This is a genomic window from Methylobacterium sp. 22177, assembly GCF_052045615.1.
Classification (GTDB): domain Bacteria; phylum Pseudomonadota; class Alphaproteobacteria; order Rhizobiales; family Beijerinckiaceae; genus Methylobacterium; species Methylobacterium radiotolerans.
This window is the reverse complement of the sequence record NZ_JBQEPK010000008.1, coordinates 167,114-180,336: the sequence shown is the minus strand read 5'-3', so window position 1 is coordinate 180,336 and position 13,223 is coordinate 167,114. Positions and strand designations below refer to the sequence as shown.

Annotated in this window: 15 protein-coding genes; 3 read left to right on the top strand and 12 right to left on the bottom strand. The window is 71.1% G+C overall.

All coding sequences use genetic code 11. The annotated features are described in order from the left end of the window. Positions 1–684 precede the first annotated feature (684 nt). Genes ACTJK8_RS11065 through mscL form a run of 3 tightly spaced genes read left to right on the top strand, consistent with a single transcriptional unit; the run spans position 685 to position 2,767 of the window. Positions 685–1,395 carry a phosphatidylserine decarboxylase gene (locus tag ACTJK8_RS11065; protein ID WP_012318030.1) on the top strand — a complete coding sequence of 237 codons (711 nt, stop codon included), beginning with the start codon at positions 685–687 and terminating at the stop codon, positions 1,393–1,395. A gap of 7 nt (positions 1,396–1,402) precedes the next feature. Continuing rightward, positions 1,403–2,287 carry a CDP-alcohol phosphatidyltransferase family protein gene (locus tag ACTJK8_RS11060; RefSeq protein WP_059408720.1) on the top strand — a complete coding sequence of 295 codons (885 nt, stop codon included), beginning with the start codon at positions 1,403–1,405 and terminating at the stop codon, positions 2,285–2,287. Positions 2,288–2,347: 60 nt separating this feature from the next. Beyond that, the gene (mscL, locus tag ACTJK8_RS11055) at positions 2,348–2,767 is read left to right on the top strand and encodes a large conductance mechanosensitive channel protein MscL (protein WP_024830829.1); all 420 of its coding nucleotides are present in this window, start codon (positions 2,348–2,350) and stop codon (positions 2,765–2,767) included. 16 nt (positions 2,768–2,783) lie between these two features. Here mscL and ACTJK8_RS11050 read toward each other — a convergent pair whose 3' ends face one another. From ACTJK8_RS11050 to ACTJK8_RS10995, 12 genes are all read right to left on the bottom strand, one after another. Further along, positions 2,784–3,059, bottom strand: a complete 276-nt coding sequence (locus ACTJK8_RS11050; RefSeq protein ID WP_012318033.1) for a hypothetical protein — start codon at positions 3,057–3,059, stop codon at positions 2,784–2,786. A 132-nt stretch (positions 3,060–3,191) separates the two neighbouring features. Beyond that, positions 3,192–3,605 (bottom strand): DUF1236 domain-containing protein, encoded by a 414-nt coding sequence (locus tag ACTJK8_RS11045; RefSeq protein WP_012318034.1) that lies wholly within the window; start codon positions 3,603–3,605, stop codon positions 3,192–3,194. Between the two features lie 126 nt (positions 3,606–3,731). Further along, on the bottom strand, positions 3,732–4,472 hold the full coding sequence (locus tag ACTJK8_RS11040; RefSeq protein WP_012318035.1) for a NepR family anti-sigma factor: 741 nt from the start codon (positions 4,470–4,472) through the stop codon (positions 3,732–3,734). Between the two features lie 163 nt (positions 4,473–4,635). After that, the gene (locus ACTJK8_RS11035; protein ID WP_440761930.1) at positions 4,636–5,421 is read right to left on the bottom strand and encodes a class II glutamine amidotransferase; all 786 of its coding nucleotides are present in this window, start codon (positions 5,419–5,421) and stop codon (positions 4,636–4,638) included. Positions 5,422–5,499: 78 nt separating this feature from the next. Further along, on the bottom strand, positions 5,500–5,811 hold the full coding sequence (locus tag ACTJK8_RS11030) for a hypothetical protein (RefSeq protein ID WP_024830828.1): 312 nt from the start codon (positions 5,809–5,811) through the stop codon (positions 5,500–5,502). A gap of 1 nt (position 5,812) precedes the next feature. Then, entirely contained in the window at positions 5,813–6,472 is a 660-nt protein-coding gene (locus tag ACTJK8_RS11025) for a cytochrome c oxidase subunit 3 (RefSeq protein ID WP_012318038.1), read from the bottom strand. Further along, the gene (locus ACTJK8_RS11020; protein WP_024830827.1) at positions 6,469–8,145 is read right to left on the bottom strand and encodes a cytochrome c oxidase subunit I; all 1,677 of its coding nucleotides are present in this window, start codon (positions 8,143–8,145) and stop codon (positions 6,469–6,471) included. The genes ACTJK8_RS11025 and ACTJK8_RS11020 overlap by 4 nt, the downstream gene beginning before the upstream one ends. Continuing rightward, entirely contained in the window at positions 8,142–9,131 is a 990-nt protein-coding gene (coxB, locus tag ACTJK8_RS11015) for a cytochrome c oxidase subunit II (protein ID WP_070998711.1), read from the bottom strand. The genes ACTJK8_RS11020 and coxB overlap by 4 nt, the downstream gene beginning before the upstream one ends. After that, positions 9,128–9,616: a hypothetical protein gene (locus ACTJK8_RS11010; RefSeq protein WP_440761929.1), complete on the bottom strand. Its 489-nt coding sequence runs from the start codon at positions 9,614–9,616 to the stop codon at positions 9,128–9,130. Before ACTJK8_RS11010 ends, coxB begins: the two co-directional genes overlap by 4 nt. Beyond that, complete coding sequence (locus tag ACTJK8_RS11005) at positions 9,613–10,674, bottom strand: hypothetical protein (RefSeq protein WP_440761928.1); 1,062 nt, start codon at positions 10,672–10,674, stop codon at positions 9,613–9,615. Before ACTJK8_RS11005 ends, ACTJK8_RS11010 begins: the two co-directional genes overlap by 4 nt. Next, positions 10,671–11,201, bottom strand: coding sequence for a c-type cytochrome (locus ACTJK8_RS11000; RefSeq protein ID WP_440761927.1), 531 nt, complete (start codon positions 11,199–11,201; stop codon positions 10,671–10,673). Before ACTJK8_RS11000 ends, ACTJK8_RS11005 begins: the two co-directional genes overlap by 4 nt. Continuing rightward, complete coding sequence (locus ACTJK8_RS10995) at positions 11,198–13,222, bottom strand: DUF3341 domain-containing protein (protein WP_070998715.1); 2,025 nt, start codon at positions 13,220–13,222, stop codon at positions 11,198–11,200. The genes ACTJK8_RS11000 and ACTJK8_RS10995 overlap by 4 nt, the downstream gene beginning before the upstream one ends. Position 13,223: the final 1 nt, after the last annotated feature.

Sequence of the window (13,223 nt, the reverse complement as noted above, 5' to 3'; positions counted from 1 at the left end):
GGTCCGGGGACGGGGCGGCGCCCGCGTCGGTGGCTCTCAGCCGCCATCGCCCCGGGCGGCGGACCGGTGCGGGGCGTGCCTCGGACGCGGGCGTGAGACCGGGCGGCACTCTGCCCGGCGGGGGAGGAAATGCCCCCGCGCCGACCCGCCTCTGGGCTGACCCTGAGCGACCTGCGGACCCGCCCACGACGAGGCGGGGGACGGCTGGAAGGCCACGGCGCCGATGCGGGTTCCGGGGGTTGCGGGCACGGCGTGCGCGCACCTCGCCCGAGACCGCTAACGGGGAGTCGCAGGACCGGGACGTCGGAGACGCCGCGACGAGAAAGACGGCAGCGTCCGGGGGAGAGGCCCGGCCGGTGCCGCGGGGCGCCGCGGGGATCGGATCCCGCGCGTACTTGGCCGACACCTGGGTTCCCGCGGCGTCCCGCGTCCCTCGTGTGGTCTCCCGGGCCATGCCCCCGGCGCCCAGGCGCGCGCGGGGACGATCACGCGTGTCCGCAAGCCGGCGGGTTCTCGCCCCCGAATCGGCGCCTGAGCGGCACCCGGCGGCAGCGGGCGCGGCGGCCCGCGCCGCCCCGCGACCCCTGGAAAGTTGACGGCGGCCCGGCGGACTGCCATCCGCCGGTCCGACACGTCCGCCCGCCCGTCGTCCCCGCCCGCGCCCCTCTCGAGTCCATTGACCCCATGACCGACCTGATCGAGACGATCCGCCGGACGCTCGTGCCGATCCACAAGGAGGGCTACCCCTTCATCCTGATCGGCATCGTGCTGACGGTGCTGGCGGGCTACTTCTCCCAGTTCTTCGGCTGGATCTTCCTGATCCTGACCCTCTGGGTCTGCTACTTCTTCCGCGATCCGGAGCGCGTCACCCCGGTGGCCGACGGGCTCGTGATCTCGCCCGCCGACGGCCGCGTGAACCTCATCGCCACCGTGCTGCCGCCGCCCGAGCTCGACCTGCCGCAGGTGCCGACCCTGCGGGTCTCGGTGTTCATGAACGTGTTCGACTGCCACGTGAACCGTGTGCCGGTGGCCGGCCGGATCGGCCAGATCCACTACACGCCGGGCCTGTTCCTGAACGCCGAGCTCGACAAGGCCAGCGACGACAACGAGCGCAACGGCATGGTCATCGAGACGACCCATGCGGGCCAGCCGAAGCGGGTCGGCGTGGTGCAGATCGCCGGCCTCGTGGCCCGGCGCATCGTCGGCTTCGTCTCGGCGGGCGACGTGCTCGGCGTCGGCGAGCGGTTCGGCCTGATCCGCTTCGGCTCGCGGGTGGACGTCTATCTGCCGGCCGGCTCGACCGTGCTGGTCGGCCTCGGCCAGAAGGCGGTGGCCGGCGAGACGGTGCTGGCCGATCTCGGCGGCGGCCCGGAGCGGCTGTTCAAGCGGATCTGAGGCGGCCATGGACGATCTCTTCCCGCCCTTCGCGCCCGACCCGAACGAGCCGCGGCCGCGCCGGTTCAAGCCGGTGCCGTTCCGGATGATCGCGCCCAACATGATCACCCTGATGGCGCTCTGCCTCGGGCTGACGGCGATCCGGCTGGCCTTCGAGGGCAAGTTCGAGCCCGCCGTCATCGCCGTGGTGGTGGCCGGCGTGCTGGACGGGATCGACGGGCGGGTGGCGCGGCTGCTCAAGGGGACGTCGCGCTTCGGCGCGGAGCTCGACTCGCTCGCCGACTTCGTCAATTTCGGCTGCGCCCCGGCGCTCATCCTCTACGGCTTCGTGCTGTTCCACCTGAAATCGGTGGGCTGGATCGTGGCGCTGATCTTCGCCATCGCCATGGCGCTGCGCCTCGCCCGCTTCAACGCGATGCTGGACGACCCGAACCGGCCGGAATGGAAGAAGGACTTCTTCGTCGGCATGCCGGCCCCGGCGGGGGCGCTCACCGCGATGCTGCCGCTCTACCTGCACTTCCTGGGCTTCGGCATCGAGACCTGGGCGGCGCCGGCGGTCCTGATCTACGTGCTGTGCATCGCCCTGCTGGTCGTCTCCACGGTCCCGACCTACTCGGGCAAGACCATGGGCAAGCGGGTGCCGCGCAGCCTCGTCCTGCCGATCTTCCTGTTCGGCGTCGCGGCCTTCGGCATCCTGATCAGCTACCCGTTCGAGGCGCTGGTGGCGGTGAGCGGCGGCTACCTGCTGACCATCCCGGTGGTCGCCGCCCAGTACCGCCGCCGGCTCAAGGCGGAGCTGGCCGCCCCGGCCGGGGAACGGTCGGCCGCCGGCGCCGAGGCGCAGCCCGAGAGCGCCGCGGAGGCGCGGGCCGCGGCGGTGAAGCCGGACTAGGCACTGGCCGTCGCGGGATGATCCCCTACCTTGGCGGCGTTCGGCGAGGGGGATTCGGCGATGCTCGAGGAATTCAAGAAGTTCGCGCTGCGCGGGAATGTGGTCGATCTCGCGGTCGGCGTGATCATCGGCGCGGCCTTCGGGGCCATCGTCAATTCGGCGGTCCAGGACATCTTCATGCCGGTGATCGGCGCAATCACGGGCGGGCTCGATTTCTCGAACTACTACATCCCGCTGTCGTCGAAGGTGCAGGCCGGCCTGCCCTACGTGGACGCGAAGAAGCAGGGCGCCGTCATCGGTTACGGCCAGTTCCTGACCCTGACGCTGAACTTCGCGATCGTCGCCTTCGTGCTGTTCCTCGTCATCCGGGCGATGAACCGTCTCCAGCTTGCCGAGACCAAGAAGCCCGACGAGGTGCCGGCCGACGTGAAGCTCCTCTCCGAGATCCGCGACATCCTGGCGACGAAGCCGCGCGTCTGACGGCTCGGTCGACGGCTCAGTCCGCGCGCGTGTCGTCGTCCCGCGGCTTCACCCCGAAGGCGTCGAGGATCTGGTCGAGGGCCTGACCGACGGCGCCGGTGCCCTCCTCGTGGGTCTTGAGGCGGGTCTCGAGCCGGCGGATCTGGGGCTCGAACTCGTCCGGCACCGGGTCGTCGCCGAGGAAGCGCGGCTTGTCGGACCCGACCGGCAGGACGCTGCGCAGCTGCTGGCCGAGATGGTCGCGCACCGGTTCCGGCAGGGTGGATTTCGGATCGGTGGGAGTGTCGCTCATGGTCGCCTCACGGGTCGAACCGTCATCAACGGCCGGACGGATGAAGCGTTGCGCCGGCGGCCGCGGCTGCGGGAATGCCCCCGGAGCCGGGCTCCGGGGGCGTTAGGGCCGGTGCGAGACCGGCCCAGGGTCTCAGTCGATGACCTCGACGATGCGGTGGCCGCGGTCGACCAGCACCGGGCGGTCGTTCACCACGGTGTAGCGGTAGCCCGGCTGCACGCGGTACTCGCTCGGCACGTCGTAGTAGGTCACGCCCGAGGCCGGCAGGGTGGTGCCGACGGCGACGCGACCGTCGTAGTCGTAGGAGCGGACGTTGCGCTCGCGGACGTAGCTGCGGAAGCGCGGGGCCATGTCGACGCCGAGGATGCCGCCCACCGTGCCGGTGGCCGCACCGACCGCGCCGCCGACGATGCCGCCGATCGGGCCGGCCGCATCGGCACCGGCCGCCGCGCCGCGCTCGGCGCCCGGGATGGTGCCCTGGGCCTGGGCCGCCAGCGGCAGCGAGAGGGCGAGGGCCGAGGCGGCGATGAGGGTCTTGAAGGTCATGCGATGCATCTCCGTTCCGTGGTGTCTCGCCGCGCTGGCGCAGCGAAGCTCGGGCCGGTAACGCCCGATCCCCGGAATCGGATGCATCTTTTTTTGTGGACTTCCGGCCCGGTTCGGGCCGGGCGCCTACGCGTCCTTCGGCATCGCCGACTGGATGAACCGGTCGGAGCCGAGGTCCTCCTCGTCGTAGCCCAGGAGCTCGGCGAGTCGGCCGCGGGCGCGGCTGACGCGGCTCTTCACGGTGCCGACCTTGCAGCCCATGATGGTCGCGGCCTCCTCGTAGGAGACGCCCTCGGCACCGACCAGCACCAGCGCCTCGCGCTGGTCCGGCGGCAGCTTCGCGAGCGCCGATTGCAGGTCCTCGACGTCGAGCCGGTCGCCCTGGTGCGGGGCGGTGGCGAGCCGGGCCGCGTAGGATCCGTCCTGATCCTCGACCTCGCGGACCCGCTTGCGATGGTCCGAGTAGAAGATGTTGCGCAGGATCGTGAACAGCCACGCGTTCAGGTTGGTGCCCGGCTGGAAGCGCGCGCGGTGCTGCCAGCCCTTCAGCAGGGTGTCCTGCACGAGGTCGTCCGAGCGGGCCGGGTTCGAGGTCAGCGACAGCGCGAAGGCGCGCAGCGACGGCACGGCCGCGAGCAGACCGTTGCGGAATTCCGGCTCGATCGCCTCGCCGCGGGCACGCAGGGCCGCCTCGAGCTTCTCGATCAGCTCGGCGAAGCGGGACGGCATCGTCTCCTCGCCGATCCGCTCGTAGACCGTGCGCAGGTGCTCACCGAGATGCGTGCGGATGCCGGGCGCCAGGTTCGGGCGGCCATCCCGAGTCCCGTCCTCCTGGGACAGGACGGTGTCGGTGTCGTCGCGGGTCATGCGTATCGCGCTCGTCAACTCATCGTGGCTCGACCTGTGGTCCGGAGCGGGTCGAGGTGGGGCGCTTGCCGGCTCGACCCGGTGCGGAAGTCCGGCCGATGCGCTCCTGTTACCGGAGTTCTAGCGCATCGGGCGCGGGCATGCACCCTCAGGCAAAACACACTTAAGCTAAGTTGCTCGGTCTCAACAGCCGGATCGTCCCGTCGCGCAGGGTCAGGACGTCGCCGCGGGCGAGATCGGTCCAGCACTCGTCCCGGGTCAGCGCCTGCGTGGCGATGACCGTCACCACGTCGTGCTCGGTGGTCTCCTGGGCGAAATCCACCTGCCAGTCCTCGTCGATCAGGGTGGCCTTCCCGAAGGGCGCGCAGCGGGTGAGATAGCAGAGGCGCTTGCCGCAATGGGCGTAGAGGGTGCGGCTGTCGGTGAGCAGCATGTTGAACACGCCGAGCGCGTGCAGCTCGCCCGCGAGGTCGGCCACCGCCCGGTCGAGGGTCTCGGGCCGGGGCAGGGCGCGGAACCGGGCCTGGAGCCGGCCGAGCATCCAGCAGAAGGCGTGCTCGCTGTCGGTGGACCCGATCGGCATGAAGCCGCCCAGCGGCAGCCGCTTCACGCCCTTGAGCTGGCCGTTGTGCGCGAAGGTCCAGCGGCGGCCCCACAATTCCCGGGAGAACGGGTGGGTGTTCTCGAGGCTGACCCGGCCGCGATTGGCCTTGCGGACATGGGCGACGACGATCCGGCTCTTGATCGGCATGTCGCGCAGGAGCCGGGCGAGCTGCGAGCGGGCGCTCGGCTCCGGCTCGTGGAAGCTGCGGCAGGTGCGGCCGTCGTAGAAGCTGATGCCCCAGCCGTCGGCGTGGGGCCCGGTCTCGCCGCCGCGCCGGGCGAGCCCCGCGAAGGAGAAGCGGATGTCGGTCGGCACGTTGGCGCTCATGCCGAGCAGTTCGCACATCGTCTTGCAGCCGGGCCATGCGGGGAAGCGGCGACGTTTAGGAGCGTTCGGCCGCCCCGACAACGGCTTTCGCGCGGGTCAGCGGGCGAGATAGTCGGTCAGCGTCATGCCGACCATGATGGCGACCCAGAAGAAGCCGAGTCCCGAGAACAGCCAGATCAGCGGCGGCTCGTGGATCACCTCCATGGAGACGAGGAGGATCAGCGCCACCATCACGGCGACGACGGCGAGCTCGACGATCCAGACCTGCGCGAAGGGGAGGGTGGCGCCGAGGGTGACGTTGATGGCGAGCAGGGCCAGCAGCGCCAGGAAGGTGAGGACGGGCGTGCGCAGGCGCTTCCGGAGCAGGGCGCGCTCGTCGGCGCTCAGGGTCACGAGGGGGTTCCGCATCCTACCGGTTCACCACGTAGAGGATCGGGAAGGCCAGGATCCAGACGAGGTCGATGAAGTGCCAGTAGAGACCGTAGACCTCGATCCAGTTCTGGTGCCGAGCGAGGAAACCGGCCTTGGCGGCCAGCCAGGTCATGCCGAGCAGGAGTGCGATGCCGGTGAACAGGTGCAGCGCGTGCAGCAGCGTCGCGACGTAGTAGAGGTTCACGAACAGCCGTGCCGCCGGCGTCTCGGCGAGCGCGAAGGGCCGGTCGGAGAGGAACGGCATCATGTGCTCGGCCCAGTCGGCGTAGTACTCGTAGCCCTTGAGCACGAGGAACAGGCCGCCGAGCGCCGCGGTCGCCAGCATCGCCCGCACCATGGCGCGCTGCCAGCCCATCCGCGAGAACTCGATTGCCATCGACATGGTCAGGCTGGAGCAGATCAGCACCACGGTGTTGGTGGCGCCGATCCAGAACTTGAGGTGCTTGGCCGCCGCGACGGTCGCCTCGGGGTGCTGGATCCGGGTGATCAGCGCCACCAGGAACAGGGCCGAGAACAGCAGGAGCTCGGTGATCAGCCACGCCCAGATGCCGAGCGTCGCCGCCGCGCGCTGCTGCGCGACGGTCTCGAAATGGTGCGCGCGGGCGACCCCGACGCCGTCGGCCAGGGGCGCGCTCATCCGTGCTGGTCCCGGGATTCCTGGGCCTGGATCGGGTAGTCGTAGGGGATGCGCGGCACCTCCGGCGGCGACAGGAAGTTGTGCGTCGGCGGCGGGGAGGCGGTCTCCCACTCGAGTCCCTTCGCGTTCCACGGGTTGGCGGGCGCCTTCCGCCCGAACCACAGGGAATAGACGAGGTAGAGCATCGGGAAGATGTAGCCCGCCGCCAGGATCGTAGCGCCCGCCGAGGACAGAACGTTCAGGAGCTGGAACTCGGCCGGATAGGTCGCGTAGCGTCGCGGCATCCCCAGATAGCCCAGGATGAACTGCGGGAAGAAGGTCACGTTGAAGCCGATGAAGATCAGCAGCGCCGAGACCCGGCCCCAGGGCTCGCTGTACATCCGGCCGGTGAATTTCGGCCACCAGAAGTGCAGGCCGCCCAGGAACGCCAGCACCGTGCCGCCGACCATGATGTAGTGGAAATGCGCGACCACGAAGTAGGTCGCGTGGATGTGCTGGTTGATGGCGAGCGTCGCGAGGTAGAGGCCGGTGAGGCCGCCGAGCACGAACAGGCCGATATAGCCCATCGCGTAGAGCATCGGCGTGTCGAGCCGCAGGGCTCCCTTATGGATCGTGGCGGTCCAGTTGTAGACCTTCACGGCCGAGGGCACCGCCACCGCGAAGGACAGGGCGGAGAAGACCAGCGAGGCCAAGTCGCTCTGGCCGTTGACGAACATGTGGTGGCCCCAGACGAAGAAGGTCACGGAGGCCAGCCCGATCGACGCGTAGGCGACGAAGCGGTAGCCGAACAGCTTCTTCTGCGCGAAGGCCGGGACGATCTCGGAGATCACTCCCATGCCGGGCAGGACCATGATGTACACGGCCGGGTGCGAGTAGAACCAGAACAGGTGCTGGAACAGCACCGGGTCGCCGCCATAGGCCGGGTCGAACACGCCGATGTGGAAGGCGCGCTCCGCGATCAGCAGGATCAGCGCGGTGGTGATGACGGGCGTCGCCAGCAGGAAGATCAGGCTCGTGGCGTAGTGCGCCCAGACGAAGATCGGCAGCTTGAACCACGTCATGCCGGGCGCCCGCATGGTGTGGATCGTGACCACGAAGTTGAGCCCCGTCAGGATCGACGAGAAGCCCACGATGGTCACGCCGATCAGCGCCGGCAGCACCCAGGTGTTCGAGAAGGCCGTCGAGAGCGGGGCGTAGAAGGTCCAGCCGGTATCGACACCGCCCAGCACCACCGAGACCAGGGTGAACAGGGCGCCCGCCATGAACACGTACCAGCTCGTCAGGTTGAGCTTCGGGAAGGCGAGGTCCCTGGCCCCGATCATCAAGGGGATCAGGAAGTTGCCGAAGGTCGCGGGGATCGACGGGATCAGGAAGAACCAGACCATCACCACCCCGTGGATGGTGAAGGCCTTGTTGTAGGTGTCGTTGGTCATGATCGCGCCGTTGGGCACGATCAGCGCGAGGCGCACCACGCCGGCCGCCAGGGCGCCGATCACGAAGAAGCCGGTGATCGAGGCGAGGTAGAGGAGCGCGATGCGCTTGTGGTCGGTGGTGAGGAACCACGAGCGCAGAGTCGATTCCGCGTGCAGGTAGTCGGCCTTGCGCCCGATCGTGGATTCCGGGGCGTGGGGTTCCCGGCGGGCGGTGCCGCCGATGCTGCCCGATGCGCTCATCGTGTCGCTCCCGGCGGCGTCGCGTCCGCGGCCTTGCCGGAGGCCGGGCCCGTGTAGGATTTCAGGAAATCGATCAGCGTGCCGAGTTCGTCCGCCGGGATCCGGCCGGCGAAGCTCGGCATGACCTGCTTGCCCCCGCCGGCGAGCCGGTCGCCGTTCGGGTTCAGGATCTTCTCGCGCAGCCAACCGTCATCGGCCGTGACGGTGCGGCCGTCGGCGAGCGTCACCTGGCTGCCGTAGAGGCCGGCGAGGCTCGGCGCCTTCACGGGGGAGCCGGGCTCGTGGCAGCCGGCGCAGCCATAGGCCTCGTAGAGGGCGCGACCGGCCGCGACCTTGCCCTGCTGCGCGCCCGCGTGGGTCAGCCAGTCCTGGTAGTCGCCGGGGTTCATGAAGGTGACCTCGCCGCCCATCACGGAATGGTCGGTGCCGCAATATTCCGAGCAGTAGAGGTGGTAGGTGCCAACCTTGTCGGCCTTGAACCACAGGTCGGTATAGCGGTCGGGCAGGGCCGCCACCTGCATCCGCACGGCCGGCAGGTAGAGGGCGTGGATCACGTCCTGGCTGATGATATGCAGGCGGATCGGCTGGCCGATCGGCAGGTGCAGGTTGTTGATCTCGGACTGGCCCGTCGGGTGCTGGAACTTCCACATCCACTGCCGGCCGATCGCCTCGACCACCATGGCGTCGGGGGGCGGGTTCTTCGACTGGATGAACAGCCGCGCGCCCCAGACGAAGAAGATCAGCGTCAGCAGGAACGGGATCAGCATCCAGCTGATCTCGATGAGGTTCGAGCGGATGCCCGAGGGGCTCCGGTCCGCCTCGGAGCCCTCGCGGTAGCGCAGGGCGAAGTAGGTGATCGCCACGAAGACCGGCACGGTCAGCAGCAGCGTCAGGACCGTGAAGGCCAGGATGAGCAGGTCGGTCTCGCTCGCGGTGGCGGAGACCGCGGCGGGCCAGAGCTGGAGGGAATCGTGGCTCGGCGTCATCGCGCAGCGGGCTCCGCCGGTTCGAGAGAGCGGCCGACGGTCAGGTCCATGGCGCGCCCGATCGGGATGCGGGCGCGGGTGCGGGCCTCGTCCCGGTAACCGTAGCCGGAGAGGTGCGCCGCGGCCGCCGCCCGCTCGCGGTCGAGATCGGCGTAAGGGTCGGCCTGCAGGTTCGGCGGCGGCGGCTCAAGCCGCGTCGTCTGCTGCGGCGTCAGGGCAGGGAGCGCCCGCCGCTGGCTCGCCGCGAAGGTGCCCATCAGCCAGACCATCGTGCCGACGACCGCCAGCGCCGTCAGCGCGAGGCCCGCCATCACCAGCACGGTGTTGCGGACGTTGACGTCGCTGGTCTCGTGCCCAGGACCGTCGGGATCGCGCTGGGAATTGGCCGCCGGGCGCGGCGGCCGCCCGTTCAGGAGGCCGGTGCCGCGCAGGGTCAGCCCCGCCAGGATCGCCGGGATCAGGCCGGTGGGTCCGTCCGCGCTCACGCCGGCCTCCCGGCGCGGCGGGCGTCGGAGGCCGCCCGATCGGCGCGCGGACGCATCAGCGGGCGCAGCGCGGCCGCGAGGCAGGCCACGGCGCCGGCGGCCAGCACGTCGCTCGGCCGGAGGACGAAGCGGTCGCGCACCGCCGGGGTGATCAGCCAGAACATCTCCAGGGCGTGGACGGCGAGCGCCGCGCCGGCCAGGATCCGGGTGGTCGGGCGCCCGGGCCGGAGGGTCGCGAGGCCGGCCAGCACCACCACCGCGCCGGCCACGATCGCCAGCGCCCGCCCGACCCAGCCGCCGCGAGCGAAATACCACGCCACCTCGGGCGGCAGGTTGGCCGACCAGACGATCAGGAACTGCACGAAGTGCAGGTAGGCCCAGAGGCCGAGGAGCACCACGAGGGGCACCAGCCGGCCTCGTCCGGGAGCCGTGCGGCCGCGGCCCACGGGCTCCGGCTCCTCCCAGGCCAGCAGGATCGCCGCCGCGAAGGCGAGGCCGCTCCACGCCGTCATCACCAGGAGGCCCAGGAGGGTCGAGTCGAGCCGCGGATCCAGGGAGGCGACGACGTCGGTGACGAACAGCGTGCCGACGACCGCGTGCAGCCCCACCGCCGGCACGGTCCGCCCCTCTCCGGGCGCGTCGAACGGCTTGGCGAAGCGCAGCGCCAGCCAGATCCAGGCCGCGAGGTAGACGATCACCCGGACCGCGAAGAATGGCACCGTGAACCACAGGGCGGCCAGGGGCGTTCGCGCCGGGGCGCTCACCCAGGGATAGAGCAGGGGCGCGGCGGCCAGGAGCGGCAGCGCCAGCACGGCCGCGACCGGCATCAGCGCCGTCAGCCGGCGCAGACCCGCCAGCATCTCGATGCCGCCGCGCGCGCGGACCCGCTCGCCGAAGCGCTCGGCGACGATGACCACCGGCAGGGCACCGACCGGCAGGGCGAGGAGGACCAGCCACGCCGCGAGATACGAGGCCGCGGCTCCGCGCCAGCCGCCCGCGATCAGGCAGACGGCCAGGAGGACGAGGCCGGCGAGGCCGAGCAGGACGGGGCGCCTCACGGCGTCGCCTCCAGCCGCGCGCGATCCGCCGCCGGCAGGCTCGCCACCGGGGCGTCCTGGCTGAGCTGGAGGGCGCGGACATAGGCGACGATCGCCCAGCGGTCGGCCGAGGGGATCATCTGGGCCATGCCGAACATCGCCTTCCGGCCGTTCGAGATCGCGTCGTAGAGGTCGGACGCGGAGGCCGCCCGCACGGGCCCGGCCGTGAGATCGCCGGCGGACGGGAAGCCCCGGGCCACGATCATCCCGGCGCCGCGGCCGTCCTGCCCGTGGCAGGGTGTGCAGAATACCCCGTAGCGCTCGCGGCCCTGGTCGAGCAGCGCCCGGCTGATCGTCTGCGGCTGCGGCGCCGCGCGGGCCGGATCGCTCCGCGGCACGGTGCCGGCTACCGGCTGGCGCATGGTGATCTCGCGGGGAAAGAACGGGTTCCTGTCCCAGGTCTTGGCCCGGGCCTGATCGGCCATGTCGGCCTCGCCGCAGGCCGCGAGGGGCGCCAGGGCCAGGCAGGCGAGGAGGGCGCGCCTCATCGCGGAATCCGCCGGATCTCGAGGGGGCGGCCGGCCTCGGCCGGCAGGGACGCGAGCCGCCGCTCGATCCGGCCCGCGTCGAACCGGTCGCCGCGCGCCTCCGCGGAGAGGAAGAACCGGTCCTCCGAGGCCCGCAGGAAGCCCGGGATGTTGAAGGCCGGGTGGTTCAGGCGGGGCAGGCGGTTGAGCACGAGGAGCGCGAGGTGGATCGCCACGCAGCCCGCCATCATCGCGAAGGAGACGCTCGGGACCACGAAGGAGGGCCAGGACAGGCGCGGGCGTCCGCCGATCAGGAACACGTAGTCGTAGGCCGTGGCGTAGACGCACATGGCGAAGAAGCCGAAGCCGCCGAGCAGGGCGCCGCCGAGGGCGTAGGGCAGGATCGAGCGCCCCTCCAGGCCCAGGGGCCGCAGGGTGCGGGGCATCGGCACCGGGCCGTGCCCGTCGAGATGGACCTGATCCGGGCCGAGCCCGGAAACCGCCTGGAGGGCGGCCGCGAGGTCGCCCTGGCTCGCGAAGGTCGCCGACACGCCCCACAGGGGCGCGGTGACCGGGTTCTCCTCCGGGCGGCCCGTGGCCCGGGACGCGGCCGCGCGGGCGGCCTCCTGGGCGGCCGGCGACACCGTCAGGGCGAGGCGGCGGCTCTCGACGATCGAGACGGCCGGCAGGTACCGCAGGAACAGGAGCAGCAGGGTCAGGAACAGCCCGATCGAGCCCGCGAAGGTGGCGATGCCCCAGACGTCGGTCGTGTAGGGCAGCCTCGAGGAGGGCAGGAAGTCCTGGGTCAGGGTGACGACCAGGACCATGACGTGGTCCGCGTAGGCGCCGATCGCCACGAGGAGGCCGACCGTCGCAAGCGCCAGCGGCGCCGTGCGGGCCCGGGCCGACCACAGGATCTGCGCGGGCAGGACGAGGCACAGGATCGCCGTCCAGGACACGAGGGCGTGGTCGCCGGTCATGCGCCGGACCAGGACGCCGCGCCCCTCGGCGTCGCCGTTGAGGAACGTGTCGAAGTACTCGGCCGCGTAGCAGTAGGCGCTGGCGCAGCCGAGGCAGAGCAGCAGCCGCCCGAGCACGTCGAGGTGGCGGTCGGTCACCAGGGCGTCGAGGCCGTAGACGCGGCGGATCAGCATCACGATCACCGCCGTGACGCCGACGCCGGAATAGACCGCGTTGACCAGGAAGCTCACCGGCAGCAGCGTGCTGTGCCAGCCGGGCATCAGCGAGCCTGCCAGCATCACCGAGGCCCCGGTCTGGACCGAGACAACCAGCAGCACGCCGAGCAGCGCCACCGTCCGGTAGGCCTGGACCCAGATCTGCCAGTGGGCCGCCGAGCCGCGCCAGCCCGAGGCGAGGATGCCGTAGACCTGCGCGCGCAGGACGGCGAGCTTCCGGGTCGGCGCCTTCGTCTCCAGCTGGCGCATCGCCTCCAGGTGCGCCCGGTCGCGCAGCGTCGCGAGGTCCGGCAGCAGGCCGATGAACCAGAGGCTCACGCAGATCACCAGGAAGGACACGATGTCGATCGCGTCCCAGAGGAGCGGCGAGCGGAACTGCGGCCAGAGATCGTAGGTGTTGGGGTAGGGCAGGTTCCAGAAGAAGAACCACGGCCGCCCGAGATGGATGATCGGGTAGAGCCCGGCGGCCGCCGTGGCCAGCAGCGCCAGGGTCTCGGCGACGCGGTTCACCGCCCCGCGCCACTCCGCGCCGAGGAGGAGCAGGATCGCCGAGACCAGCAGGCTGCCGGACGCGACGCCGATCCACCAGTCGTAGCTCGCGATGTCGAGCGCCCAGACGACGGCGTTGTTGTTCGCCCAGATGCCGGGGCCGGCGTAGAGCAGGTAGCCGAGGGTGAGGAGGAACAGACCGAGGAGCGCGGCCGCCCCTGCGAAGGCGATCCACCAGCGCCGGTTGCCCGGATGGGTCAGCGGGATCGCCGTGACGGCGCCGCCGATCCCCTGGAGGGTCTCGTCGGGCCGGATCAGGGATCCGGGCTGCGTGCCGCCGGAGAGGGCGCCGGACATG

Bases quoted from the DNA above. Each gene is read 5' to 3' on its own strand.
- ACTJK8_RS11065 (WP_012318030.1), top strand. From the start codon at position 685: ATGACCGACCTGATCGAGACGATCCGCCGGACGCTCGTGCCGATCCAC.
- ACTJK8_RS11060 (WP_059408720.1), top strand. From the start codon at position 1,403: ATGGACGATCTCTTCCCGCCCTTCGCGCCCGACCCGAACGAGCCGCGG.
- mscL (WP_024830829.1), top strand. From the start codon at position 2,348: ATGCTCGAGGAATTCAAGAAGTTCGCGCTGCGCGGGAATGTGGTCGAT.
- ACTJK8_RS11050 (WP_012318033.1), bottom strand. From the start codon at position 3,059: ATGAGCGACACTCCCACCGATCCGAAATCCACCCTGCCGGAACCGGTG.
- ACTJK8_RS11045 (WP_012318034.1), bottom strand. From the start codon at position 3,605: ATGACCTTCAAGACCCTCATCGCCGCCTCGGCCCTCGCCCTCTCGCTG.
- ACTJK8_RS11040 (WP_012318035.1), bottom strand. From the start codon at position 4,472: ATGACCCGCGACGACACCGACACCGTCCTGTCCCAGGAGGACGGGACT.
- ACTJK8_RS11035 (WP_440761930.1), bottom strand. From the start codon at position 5,421: ATGTGCGAACTGCTCGGCATGAGCGCCAACGTGCCGACCGACATCCGC.
- ACTJK8_RS11030 (WP_024830828.1), bottom strand. From the start codon at position 5,811: ATGCGGAACCCCCTCGTGACCCTGAGCGCCGACGAGCGCGCCCTGCTC.
- ACTJK8_RS11025 (WP_012318038.1), bottom strand. From the start codon at position 6,472: ATGAGCGCGCCCCTGGCCGACGGCGTCGGGGTCGCCCGCGCGCACCAT.
- ACTJK8_RS11020 (WP_024830827.1), bottom strand. From the start codon at position 8,145: ATGAGCGCATCGGGCAGCATCGGCGGCACCGCCCGCCGGGAACCCCAC.
- coxB (WP_070998711.1), bottom strand. From the start codon at position 9,131: ATGACGCCGAGCCACGATTCCCTCCAGCTCTGGCCCGCCGCGGTCTCC.
- ACTJK8_RS11000 (WP_440761927.1), bottom strand. From the start codon at position 11,201: ATGAGGCGCGCCCTCCTCGCCTGCCTGGCCCTGGCGCCCCTCGCGGCC.
- ACTJK8_RS10995 (WP_070998715.1), bottom strand. From the start codon at position 13,222: ATGTCCGGCGCCCTCTCCGGCGGCACGCAGCCCGGATCCCTGATCCGG.